This window comes from Klebsiella sp. RHBSTW-00484 (genome assembly GCF_013705725.1).
GTDB lineage: Bacteria > Pseudomonadota > Gammaproteobacteria > Enterobacterales > Enterobacteriaceae > Klebsiella.
The window spans coordinates 1-379 of the sequence record NZ_CP055502.1; the positions used below are offsets into that span (position 1 = coordinate 1).

At 47.5% G+C, this 379-nt stretch carries 1 pseudogene; it reads left to right on the forward strand.

Features of this window, described 5'->3' with window-relative positions:
• Positions 1-194 precede the first annotated feature (194 nt).
• Positions 195-379 (forward strand): annotated as a pseudogene (locus HV213_RS33120) (efflux RND transporter periplasmic adaptor subunit); the annotation flags it as partial.

Genomic DNA, 379 nt, shown 5'->3' on the forward strand with positions numbered 1-379 from the left:
CACAAGGTTGATACCAGAGGAGGAGCAATGTTCGGCTACAGCCTGTTTCGCCTGAGCCTGTTTATTGCCCTGGCAATAATCGCCTGTACGGCTTCCGGGTTATTTACCTATTTAGTGGTCTCAGCGCTGGCTGAATAAAGCCGGCATTTGTGAAAAATATGTAAAATAAAACCTTTAGCACCGAGGGGAATACAGTGAACCGTTATTTTTCTCTCATTCCCGTTGTTATTTTAATAACAACGGCTTGCGATCAGAAAGCACCGCAAGTTACCCCGCTGCCGCGGATGGTAAAAGTTGCGGATGTCGTCGCCATTGGTGATTCACAGCAGCGCATTTTTCCTGCCCGTATTGAATCCGGGGATTCTACCGATCTGTCGTT